This is a genomic window from Bifidobacterium sp. ESL0764, from assembly GCF_029395515.1.
Taxonomy (GTDB): domain Bacteria; phylum Actinomycetota; class Actinomycetes; order Actinomycetales; family Bifidobacteriaceae; genus Bifidobacterium.
This window is the reverse complement of sequence record NZ_CP113919.1, coordinates 102,976-119,046: the sequence shown is the minus strand read 5'-3', so window position 1 is coordinate 119,046 and position 16,071 is coordinate 102,976. Positions and strand designations below refer to the sequence as shown.

At 56.9% G+C, this 16,071-nt stretch carries 8 protein-coding genes; 2 read left to right on the top strand and 6 right to left on the bottom strand.

Annotation, left to right across the window (positions count from 1 at the left end; translation table 11 throughout):
- Positions 1-138: 138 nt before the first annotated feature.
- On the top strand, positions 139-1,464 hold the full coding sequence (locus OZX71_RS00370; protein WP_277160093.1) for a GHKL domain-containing protein: 1,326 nt from the start codon (positions 139-141) through the stop codon (positions 1,462-1,464).
- Between the two features lie 357 nt (positions 1,465-1,821).
- Here the strand turns inward: OZX71_RS00370 and OZX71_RS00365 are convergent, their stop codons facing one another.
- The 5 genes from OZX71_RS00365 to OZX71_RS00345 all read right to left on the bottom strand — a co-directional run bounded on the left by OZX71_RS00365 (position 1,822) and on the right by OZX71_RS00345 (position 13,601).
- Entirely contained in the window at positions 1,822-3,048 is a 1,227-nt protein-coding gene (locus OZX71_RS00365) for a hypothetical protein (RefSeq protein ID WP_277160092.1), read from the bottom strand.
- Between the two features lie 267 nt (positions 3,049-3,315).
- Positions 3,316-3,912: a GtrA family protein gene (locus tag OZX71_RS00360; RefSeq protein ID WP_277160091.1), complete on the bottom strand. Its 597-nt coding sequence runs from the start codon at positions 3,910-3,912 to the stop codon at positions 3,316-3,318.
- 60 nt (positions 3,913-3,972) lie between these two features.
- Positions 3,973-6,423, bottom strand: a complete 2,451-nt coding sequence (locus OZX71_RS00355) for a glycoside hydrolase family 3 C-terminal domain-containing protein (protein WP_277160090.1) — start codon at positions 6,421-6,423, stop codon at positions 3,973-3,975.
- Between the two features lie 377 nt (positions 6,424-6,800).
- Positions 6,801-9,767 (bottom strand): glycoside hydrolase family 3 protein, encoded by a 2,967-nt coding sequence (locus OZX71_RS00350; protein ID WP_277160089.1) that lies wholly within the window; start codon positions 9,765-9,767, stop codon positions 6,801-6,803.
- A gap of 732 nt (positions 9,768-10,499) precedes the next feature.
- Complete coding sequence (locus OZX71_RS00345; RefSeq protein WP_277160088.1) at positions 10,500-13,601, bottom strand: glycoside hydrolase family 3 N-terminal domain-containing protein; 3,102 nt, start codon at positions 13,599-13,601, stop codon at positions 10,500-10,502.
- Between the two features lie 368 nt (positions 13,602-13,969).
- Between OZX71_RS00345 and OZX71_RS00340 the strand changes: the two genes are divergently transcribed.
- Entirely contained in the window at positions 13,970-15,031 is a 1,062-nt protein-coding gene (locus tag OZX71_RS00340; protein ID WP_277160087.1) for a CTP synthase, read from the top strand.
- A gap of 357 nt (positions 15,032-15,388) precedes the next feature.
- On the opposite strand, the gene OZX71_RS00335 is transcribed toward OZX71_RS00340, so the two are convergent.
- Entirely contained in the window at positions 15,389-15,703 is a 315-nt protein-coding gene (locus OZX71_RS00335) for a helix-turn-helix domain-containing protein (RefSeq protein ID WP_277160704.1), read from the bottom strand.
- Positions 15,704-16,071: the final 368 nt, after the last annotated feature.

Genomic DNA, 16,071 nt, shown 5'->3' with positions numbered 1-16,071 from the left:
AAATGTGCGAAATAGGGTCGGTAAAACGCACTTTTTGCACTGGAGTATGCAAAATGCGCAGACTGAGCATGGGTCTGAACTCGATGAGTTGGAAGCTGGATATAGCAACATGATTAACGTGATTCGGAGAGACTGCCAATGAACACCATCACCAACGCGCTGCCCAATATTCCGCGGCTTTACACCGGCATCTGCGAATGGATGGCCTGCGTGGTCTATCTGCTGGTCATCTATCGCCGCGCGCCGAAATGGCGCAGCGTGCTCGTGGCCGCGATCGGGCTGCCGGCGATTATCGGAATCCAATATCTCGACGGAGCGATGAGCCTCGACTTCTGGATTTTCGGCATGCTGCTGGCGGTGGCAGGCATGTATCTGGTCATTTTCCTCGGCTCACAGACCACGCCGCGCGAGGCGCTCTACGTCACCGCCCGCGCTTTCGTGCTCGCGGAACTCGTGGCCTCACTGCACTGGCAAATCGCCACGTTCATCGGCTTCAATATGCGGGTTCGCACCTCTGGAACGGGTCTGCCGACGGCCGCGCTCGCCACGGTGATCTACCTGGTCGGCTTCGGCCTGGCCTGGGCCATCGAACGCCACAACTTCGAACAGGACAGACCAACGAACCCGAGCCGTACGGCCGTGGCCGGCTCCATCATCATCACCATCGTCACCTTTGCGATGAGCAACCTGAGTTTCGTCTCCACCAACACGCCCTTCTCCGGTTCCGTGGGCCAAGAAATCTTCTATATCCGCACGCTCGTCGATCTATGCGGTTACGCCATTCTCGGCGCGCAACAGGAGCAGGCGAGGGTGACGCGGGCGAACGTCGAGCTCAATTCCATCGACGCCAAACTGCAGAGCGAGCACCAGGAATACCTGCAATCCAAGGAAAACATCGAATCGCTCGGACGCATTTCGCACGATCTGAAACACCAGATCACCGCCCTGCGCGCCGAGGTCGACCCCGAGCATGCGGCCGCCGGCTTCGAGCAGCTCGAGGCGTCGGTGCGGGAATACAGCGCGCAGGAGCACACCGGCAATTCCGTGCTCGACGTCATCCTCACTTCGAAAGTGAAGGCTTGCACTCAGCATGGTATTACACTTACGACGGTGGCCGACGGCAAGCTGCTGGGCGACATGAGCTCGATGGACATCGCCACGCTTTTCGGCAACGCGCTCGACAACGCCATCGAGGCGGCCGCGCAGGTCCCACAGCCGGAACGTCGGCTCATCAAGCTCGCGCTTTACCAACACGGCCAGTTCACGGTCATCCGCGTCGAGAACTACTACGAATCGACCTTGCGCACCGACGACCAGGGCGACCTCAAGACCACCAAATCCGACCAGCGCGCCCACGGCTACGGCGTGAAATCCATCAAGCACATCGCCGGCCTCTACCACGGCAACGTCACCATCAAGGCCCGCGACCACTGGTTCACCCTGACCGTGCTGTTGCCGCGCTAGCAGATGAGAACCCGGAACAAACCAACTGAGAACACAGCTGTAACCATGCAGGCGTTAACTGTGCCTTTTTACTTGGCACCTATCAGCAAGCAAGTATTTTGGCACAAATACGCCGACAGACATCGGCATAATCCTACCGATTCGCCCCCATCAACCGACTTCAGATTTACACGGTCATTGTGCTGTGTTAAAAATGATCGTCATCCACACAGCCAATGACTAAGCCGTGGAATCGCCGACATTTACATACACGAGACCGCCTCAAGGAATTGCTTCTTTGAGGCGGTCTTGTAAAGTCCCATTGAGTTTTTACATCAATGTGAACCAGCTCGTATGAGCATAGGCATCAATCCGAGCTCAGTCACGCTTGCGCAGCGCGGTGAACGCACCGGCGGCGCCAAGAGCCATGAACATAAGAATCACGGCAGCCGAGATGCTGGCGCCGGTGGTCGCGAGCTTCTTGTCGGACTTCTTGTCGGACTTCTTGGCAGCACCGTCCTTCTTCTCAGTGTCAGACGCGGGCTTGACCTTCTTAAGGTTGAACTCGGCGGTCATCAACGCGTTGTCCAGAGCCTTGTAATCAGGCTCGGCGCGGGTGACGGAATCGAGGGCGGCCTTGCCGGCGGCACGGGCCGCATCGAACGGCTTCCAGGTCTCGGCGGTGTAATCGCTCTGCTTGAAGTTGTCACTGTAGGCATAGTCGACGTCGCTCTGCAGGAACTTCTTCCACTGCGCAGAGGTGAACTCCAACTTGCTGCCGGCGGTCTCGATAGCGACAACGTCCTTGTCGATGGCCGCCTGATCGAGGGAGTTGCCCTCGCTGTTGGCCTCTTCAAGATCGGCCTTGCCGTTGGCGTTGGCCTCGGCAAACGGAGCCCAGGTCTCCGGAGTGTACATCGACTCCGTATAATACTTGAAGTCATTCACAAGCACGGTCAGCATGCTCACATCCGGCTTCGGCGCAAACGGATTGACCGGATTCTCGTGCGTTGGGGTCGTGGACTTCTTCTGCAACCCGTTCGTTGCTTTGACAAGTTCATCGGATTTCGTAGCAAGCGTGTCCGCCGTGGCGGAAGGATTGGCATCTTCCTGCTCGGCGGCCTGCAGCGCGGCAGCGAACGTAGCCCAAGTGGCAGGCGTGTAATCGGCTTCCTTCTTGGTCTGGGCTGTCTTGATAATGACTTCCAGAGCGGCCTTTGCATCAGCGAGTTTCTCAGCGTCGGTCGGCTCAGGAACCGGGTTAGTGGCATCTTCAGCGGCATCGGCGACAGCATCCTTCAGATTCTGCAGTGCGGTATCCACGTCCTCCTGAGTTGCATTCGCGTCGGCGAGCTTAGCCTTTGCGTCAGCAAGTGCACCCTGCCAATCGTCAAAACCGGCGGGAACGCTGTTAACCTCATTCTGCAACGCTGTCTTGTCGACATTGGTCTGAGCCGTCGTCGCAGGAGCCGTCTGAGTCGCTGTCACAGGTGCAGCTTGGGCTGGCGCGGGGTCAGCAGCGTTGGCCGTGCTGGCACCGGCAAGCAGCATACACACGGTAGCCGTCAGCGCTACTCCGCCCTTGATTAATTTTGAATGAGCCATCGTGGCATCCTTCTTCCCTTTATTGAAATCAGAGCCCTTGTGAACTCCAATCAACAAACTTCCTTGTTTTGCCTAGCATAATTGTAGGGAACAACAATATTTGTAATATACCTCACATACTGAACAAGCTTTGCACATTCTGAAACGAAAGCCGTTTCATTTCGGATTCGCCACCATGCTATTACCTCGGAGGCTTCGCTCGGACGCTTCCATTCCGCCACGCACACGACCCTGTATAACGTGACGGAGGCATATGAACCGCGGATTTTATTCTTTCTTCGCCGGGGCGATCCACCACTTCAGGAGCGGGTAGCTGATGACGACGGCCAGAACCGTGTTGACCACGGAGGCGAGGGTCGAGGAAACGGCATCGTTCCAGCCAAAGCCCTTGCACAGCGTGGTGACATAGCCCGGCAGCAGCAGGCCGACGACCACGATGATGATGGCCAGAATCGCGTACTTCCACGCGGTGGACTTGAAGCTCGCGTCGGACTTGAAGACCCACTTCATCTGCACCACGAAATTGACAGCCTGTGCGCAGATCTCCGCGATCAAGAAGGTGAGAAAACCGCCAAGGCCGTTGGTGCTGGGCGCCGAGTAGTTGAAGATGAGGAAACTGAACGGCTGGGTCAGGCCCATGGCGTGCACGAACAGCGCGGTCAGGACCCAGACGGCCACGAATCGCGTGATCGTGGAGATATTCGAGAGCACGTTGAACTTGATGAATTCCCACAGGTTCGGGTACTTGGCGATCAGGCGCTTGCAAGCGGCGACAACGCCTTTGCTTCCTTTTCCGGCATCCGACGCAGGTACGGAATCCACTGTATCGGCCGAATCGACCTGGGCTTGCTCTTTCTTGCTCATGCTGTCCTCGTTTTCATTTACGGTCCCATTCATTGTCTTACTCATCTCGCCCGCGGCCGCTCACTGCCTTTCAAGCTCCTTCGCCACGCGCTTGTTGGCCGAGATATTGCGGAAATAACCGGCGACGAGCGAGCCGATACCACGGAACGTGTGGCCATTCGCGATCTTGACGACGGCCTCGACCATCGCCGAGTCGACCATGCCCTGCGTCATCTTGCACATCGCGCGCGGCGGCATGTTGAGAATGAAGAGGGTGTTGAGGTCGGGCTGGCCGGTTTTCTGGCGAATCTTCGCCTCGCGCTTGCTCAACGTTTTGGCGATGGTTCGCGCGAGGAAACCGCGGGAATCCGCCCAAGAGGAGATCGGATCGTTCTCACCGAAAACCGTCGGCTTGCCGGGAGCGATCACGCCGTGGCCGAAGAGCGCGGTCATCTCGTTGTCGGTGACGTCCTTGACCTGGCCTTTCAAGTAATGGCCGAGCACCGGGTTCGGCGGGCAGAGATCGATGTCTCCTTGAATCATCTGGGTGGCCTTGAGCGGCAGATTTTCCACGCTATCGCCGACCAGAATCTCACGCTCGCCGGTCTCGGTTTTCCACGTTCCGGGCACCACGTCGTAATGACGGAACGTATAGCGATCAAACGGGATCGTGACCGTCTGGGTCTCGTGCGCGGCAAGGAACACCTTCCTGAAGCCCTTGAGCTCGCGGTCGGGACGCATCGCGCCGCCCTTTGGCCCGCGTACATACATCTGGGCAACGGTGGCGCCGGCGACGTCGGAATCGTTGGTGACGGTGAATGTCACGCCCTTTTCGTCACTGGTCAAGCCGGAATACGTGAACGAGCTGTAGCTCAAGCCATAACCGAACGGGAAGCGCACGGGCACGCCGGCGGTCTCGTAATACCGATAGCCGACGAACGAACCTTCGCGGTAGATGGCGTCGCGGCCGATGGCCGGGTACCAGCCGGAGCTGGGGGAGTCCTCATACTTAAGCGGCCAGGTTTCGGCGAGATGGCCGGAAGGATTGACTTTTCCGGCGAGCACACGGGCCGTGGCGGAAGCGCCAGCTTGCCCGGAAAGACCTATATATAAGAGAGCGGCAACGTCGTCGAACCACGGCAGCTCGACAGGGGAGCCGGCGACCAGCACGATCACCACAGGCTTGCCGGTGGCCACCAATGCTTTCACCAGCTCGTTCTGGCCTTCGGGAATGGCCATCGTGGAACGATCGAGCCCCTCGGATTCGCTGCGTTCGTCAAGTCCGACGACGGCGAGCACCACATCGGTCTTGTCGGCTGCGGCCAAGGCGACGGCATCCTCGATCAAAACGCAGTTCCTGCCGCCGTGACGCTCATAGCCCTGCTCGTAGCCCGCGACCTCAACGCCGTCGATCTTCCCCAGTTCGTCAAGCAGGTTTTCCTCCTGCGTCGCGTTGACTTTGGATGAGCCGGAACCTTGATAACGTGCGGTTTTCGCCATATCGCCGATCACCGCCACGCGAGTGCCGTGCCTGAGGGGGAGTACCGGCACGGCCTTACTGCCGACCGCGCTGCCGTTCTTGAGCAGCACAGCGGTATTTTCGGCTACGTGACGGGCAATCATATGATGCTGCTCGGCAATATAATCGCTCAACAGATCATCACGGCCGACACCTTCGAAACGCGTGCGCCCCGCGAGTTTGGCCACTTCACCAGCCCGAACGTTGAGATCGGCCTCAGCCAGCGTCCCGGCTTTGACCGCGCCGACCAGCTCACGTACGGAAGTGTAACCGGGCGACGGCATCTCCAGCGTTCCGCCGGCCTTCACCGCCGCCACGGCGGAATCGGAACCGCCCCAATCGGAGATGACCGCACCGTCGAAACCCCATTCTTGACGCAGGATTTCGGTGAGCAAATGCTTGTTCTCGTGCGCATACGTGCCGTTGAGCTGGTTGTAAGAACTCATGATGGCCCACGGACGGGCCTCACGGATCATGATCTCGAAACCAGTCAGATAGAGCTCACGCAGCGTGCGCTCGTCAACCACGGAATTGGAGGCCTGACGGCGCAGCTCCTGGCTGTTGACCGCAAAATGCTTAGGGCAAGCGGCCACGCCGTTGCTCTGAATGCCTTTGACAAGACCGGCGGCCATGCGCCCGGCAACCTGCGGATCTTCGGAATAATACTCGAAATTACGGCCGCACAACGGGTTGCGCTTGATGTTCATGCCCGGGCCAAGCAGCACGTTGACGTCGAGATCGTGCGCCTCGCGACCCAACGCCTCGCCCATTTCCTCGGCAAGAGCGGGATCCCAGGAATTGGCCACCGTGCCGGCGGTAGGGAAGCAGGTCGCGGGCTTGGAGGCACCGATGCCAAGGTGATCGCCCTCGCCCAGCTGACGACGCACCCCGTGGGGGCCGTCGCTCATCACGAAACTCGGAATCCCGGCCCGCTCGTTGCCCCGAGAGTCCCACTCGGATGCGCCCGAAAGCAGCGCGGCCTTCTCGGTAACGCTCAGTTCTTCGAGTTTCATACCTACTCCTTATAATCCTTGTACCAATGACGCAATCGTCCGGTTCCGATGGCGCAACACCGCCCACGCCAATAGCCGCACCGGCTCAACGACCGTCATGAACCTAGTCGGCACATATATGCGACACCGCACACCTTGTGCTACATCGCATACCATCCACCACTAGCAATTGTTTATTTAACCAGCAACCCGGCAATCGCAGAAACGTATCGCCCAAGCTGTCATTTCCCTGACACGAACAGCACTGTCGCGCGCTTCCACGTGCCTTTGTCGTCTATAGTTCCATCGCTCGGCCGTATAACGCCGAACGGCCGGCAGATAACCGGTCGGCCAAATCCTTATGGCTGGATCTGGCCGACCGATTAATAGCCAACCGGTTACTGAACCACCGTATCCGACGTATCAGCGGAATTTGCGGGCTGGTCAGCAGCCTCGACGGACTCAACCGTCACCGCGGTCTTGGCAGCGGCGCGACGACGACGGAAGCGCATGATGGCAACCACCTCGAGGCCGATGAAGAGGACCGCGACGACGGCCCAGACCACGTACATGACCGGACGCCAGAACGGAACGTCGACCTTGGGCTCGCCGTTGGCGTACTGCCAGCCGTTCACCACGGAGTAGAGCACATTCTTCGAAGCCTGACGCATCGCGAGAAGCGAGGTGGCGGACTTGTCGGTGATGTGGTTGGTCACCTTGGTGGTGGCGAGCATAGTGTCGCCGCCATTGCGGATGATCTGGTCGGCGTTCTGCATCGGGTCGCCCGAGAAGTAATCGGTGACCACGAAGCCCTTGAAGCCCCACTCGCCGCGCAGCACGTTGTTGAGCAGCGCGTTGCTGGCACCGTCATAGGTGGGTCCGAGGTAGTTGAACGAGCTCATCGCAGCGGTCGCGCCGCCGGTCTTGACGCCCATCTCGAACGGCTTCAGGTAGATCTCGCGCATCGACTGCTCGTTGGCCCAGGTGGCCAGCATGTTGAGGCGGTTGGTCTCCTGGTCGTTGAGCGCGAACTGCTTGATGAAGGCGTAGACGCCCTTGGACTGCGCGCCCTGGACCTGGCTGGAGGCCAGAACGCCCGCGAGCTCGCCATCCTCCGAGAAGTACTCGAAATTACGGCCGGAGAAGGCGCTGCGGTGCGTGTCCATACCCGGGGCGTACCAGCCGTCCACGTGCATGTCGTGCGCCATATCGGCGATCATCTCGCCGAACTCCTTGTTGAGGTCCTTGTTCCAGGAGCAGGCGAAGGAAACCTCAGCCGGGAAGCCGATCGAGCCGACCTTGGTGAAGTTGTTGTTGAGCGCCGCGGGGCCGTCGGCGTCGGTGGTCTTGATCTTGCCGATCGAATCCACCGCCGGGGTGCCGTAGCCGCCGTTGGCGATGAGGTTGTCCATATCCTTGAACGTCATCTCGTCGAGCAGCTTGTTCCACTCCGGATCGTCGTAGGACTTGCCGCGCAGGTCTGCCAGGCGGATGTTGTTCTTCGCGCCCGTGGTCGGCATCTTGTCGCTCGCCTTGTTGTGGGCGGCGGCCTTGTAGTTGCCGTTGTTGACGAACTCGGACTTGATCTTGTCGCTCATTGAGAAGCTCTTCGGAGCGGCGGTGGCCTGCTGGTAGTTGGCGAAGTGGTTGGCGCGCGACAGATAGGTCACGTCGCCGGCAACGTCGTCGAACTCGTTGGTGGCCGGAGTCTTGTCGCCATCGTGGGTCTTGGACTTCGTGTTATAGGTGATGGTCGCAGGAACGTTGACGTTCTGCTGGTCGATCACCGTGTGGGAATCGGAGTTGATGGAGACGGCGTAATCGCCCTTCTCCAGCACCCAGGCCTTGGCTCCCTTGGAATCATAGGAAGCCATGTCATCGTCCTTGAAGGAGATCTTGACGTTCTGGGATTCGCCGGGATTGAGCACGCGGGTCTTTTCGAGCGCGACGAGGTTGGCCGAGGCCTTCTCGATGCCACCGTTGGTATACGGCGGGTTGTAGTAGGTTTCTACGACGTCCTTGCCGGCTTTGTTGCCGGTATTACGAACGGTGACGTCGAAGCTGACCTTGCCATTCTCATGGCTGATCTTGCCCATCGACTGGCTGAACTTCGTATAGCTCAGGCCGTAACCGAACGGATACTGCACCACGTCGTCATAATTAATCAGGCCTTCCTTGGCGGCCGTCTCATAGAACTTGTAGCCCAAGTAGATGCCCTCGGAATAGTTGACGAACGTCGGGGTCTTGGTCTTGGTCTTGCCGTCGAAACCGGTGGTGGCCACGCCGAGGCTCTGCGCATTGTCGTACTTGAAGTCGCCGAAGTTGTTGAAGTTGACGGCCTGCTTGAGGTTCTTGAGGAACGTGTCGGAAGTGCGGCCGGACGGATCGATGGCGCCGGAAAGCACCTTGCCCAGGGCGTTGAAACCGGTCTGGCCGGCGGGCGGGCACCACAGCACGGACTTGATCTGCGGATAGTTCTTCAGGAAGTCGAACTGCATGGTGTTGCCACCGTTGTATACCAGCGTGACGTTCTTGAAGTTCTTGGTGACCATGTCGAGCATGTTGCGCTCGGTCTGGTCGAGCTCGAGGAAGGACTGACCAGCCTTGAAGTCCTCATAACTCTTGGAATTGTTGTTGAACGAAACGCCCTTGGCCTTCATGTCGGTCGGCAGATCGTTGCCCTCGCCGCCCTGGCGGGCCAGGAACACAACGGCCTGGTCGGAGAACTTCTTGGCGTCGGCGATCGTCTTGGCCGGGTACTTGTCGACCGGGGTCTCCGGAAGCTCCCAGTTCGGGGCGAACATGGCGCCCTTGACGACCGGGCGCTGCTTCATATAGTCGGTGTAGACCTTCGTAAGCTCGGTGTTGGTCTGGATGCCGGCGTTCTTCATGCCGTCGAGCACGCCGACGGTCTTGTACTGCGTGCTCATCGAACCGGAGCCGGTGCCCGAGAAGATCGGGTTGGTCGAGGCCCAGCCGAAGACGTTGACCTTCTTGCTTGAAAGCGGCAGGTTCGCGTCGTCGTTCTTGAGCATGGTGATGCCTTCGCCCTCAACCTTCTCGGCGAGCGTCTTGGCGCGGTCGATGGTGGACTGGGAAAGCGTGTACTTCTTGGATGTCACATTGTTGAGCAACGTGGACATCGGGCCGGTGAGCATCATCGAGACGGCCGCGACGATGGCCACCAGGGCCACCAGCCAGGTTTCGCTGCGCACGAGCTTGCGTGTTCCTACATTCTTGACCGTCTTCTTGTTGACGGCGACACTGATGACGATCGCCAGTACCAGCAGGACGCCGATGACCACCAGATAGGGCACCAGCGACTTGATGACGTTGACGACATCGGCGATGTTGATCTGCAACATGGCTTTGTCTCCTCCTTATTCCTCTTACGGAATAACGGCATGGCACCGATAACCTTTACCGACGCCGAGCAGACTCGCGCGACATCCCCGCCACGCTCGTCTGTCAGAGGCGTTTGCCCTTGCAAACAGACATCGTACGACACTGCGGACCACCACTGCGCTACCCGCTGCCTCGCTACTTATCCGTTGGCCCAAACCAACACCTCGTTATGCCAAGCTGCTTCATTTCACCAGATTTCGCACCACACCTCACCACAACAATCATGTTCTGTAGCCACAACCGCATAAATTGCATCCGCAGGGCCCATTATGTCGTATGCCCCGCCGCTCTTATGCCCACGGCCCACCCTCATCCGTGCAGCCTCATCAGTGCAGCCGCATCCGCGCAGCCTCATCAATACGGCCTCATCAGTGCAAAAAGTGCGTTTTAGTACCGCCAAATCGCACCTTTCGCACGACCATGTGCAAAAAGTGCACTTTAGTGTGGGTAAATCGCACTTTTTGCACACGGAAGCGTAGAAAGTGCGCGCAACCGGCCCACAACGCAAGACGCACCCCGGCGGCGGACTCCGGAATCGAACCGGAACCCACAACCGGGGTGCGCGGGGATGTCGGCAGCGGCACGGAGGAGACCGAAACCGCCACCAGCCAAGTCGCCGGGCCAGGCGCCGCACGATCACGCCGCCGGGCCCGTCAACAAGCCTTGCCTTTATCCTCTATCCTTGCCAGCCATCACTTCTTCCGTGCAGCGCGCTTTTCGGCACGCTTCGCCCTGCGCTTTGCCTTACGGGCATCCACACGACGAACTGTAGCCGGGATCCAGCGCCAGACCGAGAAGAACAGGAGCAAAGCGATGAGGATAACGCAAACGGCGTTGAAGATCACCTGAATCGTGGTCACTGTAGTCGAATACTTGAACCCGGCTCCAGGCAGTGCGCCGTTCATGCAATTGCTGTTAGCAGCTGTGTACAGCGTGCGGTGCATAGCGTCACGGCCATATTGGTACGTCGCGGGATCATTGAAATTGAGCTTCTCGCCGGTCGGATCCTTGGCGCTCAGCAGCTTCAAATCAGAACCGGCCTCAATCATCTGATAGGCACTGATGAACTTACCGGTATTGGCGTTGTCGGTCATCACCAAACCGTTGAAGCCCCATTCGCTACGCAGCAGATTGTGAATCAACGGATACGAGCCGCCAACCCACGTGGCTCCGATTCGGTTGAACGAAGTCATCATCGCCTGGGCCGCAGGCATCTGGGCCACAGCGTTGCGATACTTGCCGTCAGCACCTTTCTTGACGTACTTCATGGGCACAGTGCCCGACTTGATGCACATCTCAAACGGCTTGAGGTACAGCTCACGAATCGCTTGCTCGTTGGACCAAGTCGCCACCGAGAAATTACCCGGCCGGTCGCCACGATGGTCCTCCTGATCGTTGAGCAGGAAGTGCTTGATGTACGAGTAGACTCCTCGGGTCGCCGCACCTGTGATCTCCTGCTTCGCCATCGAGCCGGACATGAATCCGTCTTCGGAATAGTATTCGCCGTTGCGCCCGGAGAAGGGCGTGCGATGAATATCCATGGAAGGCGCATACCAGCCATTGGCGCCGCCGAGCAAAGCCTCATCGCCAATCATCTTGCCGTACCTCGTGGCCAAATCCGTATTGTAGGTCTGAGCCAGAGTCATCGGGCTGGGGAACATACGATTAGTGCCGCCGTAGACCAGTCCGGTCGCCGAATCGGCATCTACCTGATACGGTTTCTGCACGGATTTCAGATATCCGATACCGTAACCGGAGAAACCGATGGTCTGCTGATAGTCCTTTTGCGTCAATTCATCGAGCAGTTTGTCCCACTTCGGGTCGTTATAGGCCGCGCCGCGCAAATCGGAGACTTTCAGCCCGTTCTTCTTGCCGAAAGTCGGGGTGGCCTTGACGGAAGCGCGCTTCACGGGCGTACCGGAATCATTGCCCTCCAACTGCTTCAACAGCTGCGAGCTGGCCGTCTTCTTCCAAGTGCAGGAAGCCTTGGCACCCTTCTTGTCGGTGCAGTTGATTTCGTCGCCCCAGGTGTCGATGGAGTCCGAAGGCTCGCCGTAATGCTTGGGGAAAGTCTTCGTCCAATCGGCACGGGTCAGATATTTGACACCTTTATCCGAGGCGAAGTCGAAGACATTGCTGATCTTCTTCTTGGTCTTGGAATCAAGCGCAAACGTGGTGGAATCAACGTCGGTGTTCGCCGGAGTCCAATGCGCCACCATCGAGGTGTCGCCGTCCTTGGTCATGCCCGCGGACTTGTTTTTGCCTTTATCCGCGAGGAAGTTGTTGGTGGCCTCGTTAGCGTTTCGAGCGGCGGTGAAGCGATATTCACCAGGATCCATGATGTAGGTCTTAGCTTTCCTATAGTCGTAGGACTTCAGTTGGTCTTCGTTGAATTTCACCGTGACGGTCTGGCTTTCACCGGGCTGCAGCACCTTGGTCTTGGCGAAACCAACCAGGTTCGCGGATGCCTTCTCAACGCCGTTGTCCTTGTCATACTGCGTGTAAGGAGCCTGCGCATACAGTTCGACCGCGTCCTTGCCGGCTTTGGAACCTGTGTTCTTTACCGTCACGGTGGCGTTGAACTTCTGCCCGGCAGCGTTTACCGAGAAGCCGCTCCAGTTGAATGTTGTATAGCTCAGGCCATAACCAAACGGATACACGACCTGCTTGGCATAGTTATAGTCGCCGGCGTCACCCTGGCCGAGCACCTTGTCTTCGTAGCGGGTCTCATAATACTTGTAGCCCACATAGATGCCCTCAGCATAGTCGATATAGTTGTATTTCGTGGGCTTGCCGTTCTGGTCGTAATACTGGTAGCTGCCGAAGTTCTGCGCCGCGGGCGAGGCAAGCGGATCGGCCGCGAATGTGTCGGTGGTACGACCTGACGGGTTGACCTTGCCCGCAACGATCTGCGCGAGCGAATTGGTGACATTCTGCGAATACAGCACGGCCTTGATATGAGGGAACTGCTTCAACCAATCAAGTTGCAGCGCGGCGTTCGACTTGACGTACAGCAATACGGTGCCGAAATTATCGTTCAGGTATTTAAGCAGTTCGAGTTCCGTTGAATCCGGCTGCAGGTAGGTCTTTCCCTTGTCCGCCTGCGAAGTCGCATGGTTGTACATGGAACGAGGCATATCGCGCCCTTCGCCAGCTACGCGGCTCAACACATAGACGGGAACCGTGCCTTTCACCGAATTCAGAAGCCCCTGCTGTGAGCGCAGAACGGACAGCGGTGCTTCGTTGATGCGGAAGTCCTCGGCATCGCCGAAATTCACCGAGCCCTTGGCGAGACCATACTTTTTGCCGGTCTTCGACTGGTAGAAATCCCAAAGTTTTTGGTTGACTTTGAAACCGGCTTTCTGGAAGCTGCTTTGCAAAGTAACCGATTGCGCACCCTCGCCGATGGGAAGTACCGCGCGGGTCGTCCCGTCTTTGCTGTTGGCGCTGAAGAAACTGAATTTCGTGCCTTGCTTCATCGGCAGAGCATGATCGTCGTTTTTCAGCAGCACCGTGCCTTCGTCGGCGATATCGTTATAAAGCTTGTCCTCGGCCTTCTTGATGCTGTCCTTGGTATAAGAAGTCGAGTAGTAATTTGCGTTGACACCTTGCGCGTCGATCTTCGAATTATCCGCCGACTGATGATTCATGCCGAGTATATTCGACAGCATTTTCTTGTTCATCGACAATTGCGGATTCGCCAGTGCCATTGCCACGATAAGCACCACCGCAAGAATTATCGAAAGCACGGTTTTTATTATTCGCGCGACGGGAATCTTCCTTTTCGCTTCCATATGCTTCTCTTTCTCTAAAACGCCAAACTCCTGCGATTGGTGCGCTCGAACAGCTTCCACGCCTCATACACCATCGTTACAGCTAACGACCACCTTGGTCTTGTTGCGCCTATTTTTAGGAAACCACTATTCCAACAGACTATTCTCACCTGCACTCATCCTGTCGTTTATCACGCACAGTCTGTGCCGCGAATCACATCGATGGCTCCCGACCGCTTTTCGGCATCCGTGCAAAAAGTGCATTTTAGACATGCCTCATCGCACATTTCGCACTGTTATGTGAAAAAGTGCATTTTACCTCGTGTAGAACGCACTTTTTGCACACGGGAATGAAAAATATGCATGAACCGGTTCAAAGGTGGATAAGTTTGGTGCGACACGCCCGAATTGTGCATAACCTCGAGCATTCGACCACAGTAGCCCGCAAAACTTGCGCTCCTTTTATTGCAACACGTAACGTCGAAAGCATGCGACGAAGCCCAGAGATAGAACGCCTAACAGGCAAGGCTGAAACGCAACGCCACTTTATTTTCGGCACAACAGCCAATCAGCGTAAAGTCCTGCGAACGCGGTGGCTGGCGCACGAATACATACGTCTGTGTCCAAACGTCTACGCGCGGCTGGAATATTTCAACGAGCTTAACCCAGTCGAGAGGACGTTGCACCTCATACGCACACTCGCACTCAAAAATCCTCGACGCGTATTCGGCGGCCTGAGCGCGGCGCTGGTGTTGGGACTCGAATGTCCTTGGCGACTGAGCGAAATGGGACATGCGCAAATCGCGACGGAGGAATCCATAACGCGACAGCCGGCAGGGGCCGTGGAGAAAATCCATGTTCATCCACTGACATTCATTGTGCATGATGGCATTCGGGTCACACCTCCAGCCCAAACATTGGTCGATTGCGGACTTCGATACCCCTACGCCCAAGCTCTCGGTATTTTCGACTCCGCTTTACGCATGGGACTAGTAACAACTGACGCAATCGAAAGAACCTGTCAACGAAGCAATAACTGCGAGCCCATGCACAGACTTCTTCGCGACGCCGACCCCAAGAGCGAAAATGGAGGCGAATCGTTCTGCCGCGCAGTAATACTTGATTCCGGATTCGCGAAACCGGAATTACAACACGAATTTCGCGATCCCGCTAATCCAACGCATATTTTTCGCACTGACTTTCTTTGGCTATGCAACGGCAACGCCGTAGTCCTCGAATACGATGGCATGGAAAAGTACACCAACCAGCACATGACAAATGGGCGCAGTACACGGCGGGTGGTCTACGACGAACGGAGGCGTGAAGATGCGCTACACCGCGCAGGAGTCGCAAGCATTCTACGCACCGATTATCAAGAAGTGACTTCGCGAAAGCCACTAATTCAGAAGCTCATCAGCAATGGCATTCCCATGCAGCCAAGCCTCAACTAGCTTAGCCGCCAGTGGCCCTGTAGCCAATCACCTTCCCTACCTTCGTGCAAAAAGTGCCTTTTACTACCACCAAAACGCACTTTTCTCACTTACCGATGAAAAAAGTGCGATTTACGTAAGCTAATTAGCACTTTTTGCACTCTTCAGTGATTAATGTGCCAGATAAGTACAAAGAAGCGGATCTCCTACCTCAGATTTGACCGACAACTTTCACACACCAGAACCCGTACCCGTTATCCACCAAGCGCAACAATCATTTCAATGACGATTACATATACAGCTTCATAAAATAATTATGAAGTTACGCACCAAACTTCTAACAATAATTATGAAGCTGGCTGATAGTCTCTATTGAGGTCAATCACCCAGAAAAATATTCGCGCCGAGAATGACACCCTCTCGACCGACGCCCGCAGTCATTATCTGGTCCTTGTCGATATAACCCTGATCCAAGTTACATGGGCCAGAATCGAAAGCGACACGACGGGTTTGTGCCAGATTCTTCTTCCTGTCTTTGGCACTGCGCTCGCGGTACGCAATGACTTCGGAAGCCAGAACCATGCGACGGCCTGAAATTCCGCGCCGTTCACTTGGCATCTCGCCGGCGTCCACCATGCGGGCGACGGTTTTTGCCGACACCCCAAGTATCGTCGCCGCTTCGCCTGTCGTCAGTATCTCCTGCCGACCCGAAAAGCCGCAATCACGCTCTGGACGACCTTATACGCTTCGTCTCCCAGAAAAGTCTTCTTGCCGTCGCGGCTCATTACGTACGGAGCCCGACTATCAGCCATAGCAGAAGAACCACTCATAGTCATCGTTCCCTTGTCAACAAGTAATTTGATATAAGCGTGCCGCAAACGGACAAACCGGACAACATAACCAATCCATAGCCGCCCTAACGCCATCCATTTGAGCACAGCAAGAAGTCCACCGAAACCGAATCATGCCTAAACGGCACCAAAACCGCCGAACAGATTGCTATGGCGCAAAAAAGAAATCATGGACGCCTTTTCTTCGAAGCCGCACAAGACAGTAGTATC

Excerpts from the sequence above, each read along its gene's own strand:
- OZX71_RS00370 (WP_277160093.1), top strand. The coding sequence starts at position 139 with ATGAACACCATCACCAACGCGCTGCCCAATATTCCGCGGCTTTACACC.
- OZX71_RS00365 (WP_277160092.1), bottom strand. The coding sequence starts at position 3,048 with ATGGCTCATTCAAAATTAATCAAGGGCGGAGTAGCGCTGACGGCTACC.
- OZX71_RS00360 (WP_277160091.1), bottom strand. The coding sequence starts at position 3,912 with ATGAGCAAGAAAGAGCAAGCCCAGGTCGATTCGGCCGATACAGTGGAT.
- OZX71_RS00355 (WP_277160090.1), bottom strand. The coding sequence starts at position 6,423 with ATGAAACTCGAAGAACTGAGCGTTACCGAGAAGGCCGCGCTGCTTTCG.
- OZX71_RS00350 (WP_277160089.1), bottom strand. The coding sequence starts at position 9,767 with ATGTTGCAGATCAACATCGCCGATGTCGTCAACGTCATCAAGTCGCTG.
- OZX71_RS00345 (WP_277160088.1), bottom strand. The coding sequence starts at position 13,601 with ATGGAAGCGAAAAGGAAGATTCCCGTCGCGCGAATAATAAAAACCGTG.